The 422-nt window shown below is 45.3% G+C and carries 1 protein-coding gene; it reads left to right on the top strand.

All coding sequences use genetic code 11. The features are described 5' to 3' along the window. Positions 1-191: 191 nt before the first annotated feature. Positions 192-422, top strand: a 231-nt coding sequence (locus HC176_RS20110) for an isoaspartyl peptidase/L-asparaginase (protein ID WP_280818707.1), incomplete at its 3' end; no start/stop codon positions are given.

Below are 422 nucleotides of genomic sequence, written 5' to 3'. Positions count from 1 at the left end.
CACTAAATATGAGCACTCTCATCTAAAGCTGTTCAAAGTACCTTCACATTTTATAATCACTTTTCATACATTTACAACCGACATTTGTCAGCCAGGAATTGAAAAGACGCCATTTCATAAGAACAACTTCGGTGAGCAGCATTGGCTTTGCTGCTGTCTCTCCTTTTATAGATCTATTTAATACTCCTAAAATGGAAAGTTTTAAACCCCTTTGTGTCGCAACCTGGAATTTTCCTAATGCCAGTCAAAAGGCTGGGAAAATGCTGGACCAGGGAGCTTCGGCTCTTGATGCCGTTGAGCAGGGCGTAATGGTGGAAGAGGCCGATATTCGAAACACCACCGTTGGCCGGGGCGGCGCACCCGACAGGGAAGGAAATGTCACTCTTGACGCCTGTATAATGGATCCTTCAGGAAATGCCGGA

It is taken from the genome of Tamlana crocina (assembly GCF_012037625.1).
Note: the sequence above shows the minus strand (reverse complement) of the source record. Positions and strands in the feature narration are given on the sequence as shown.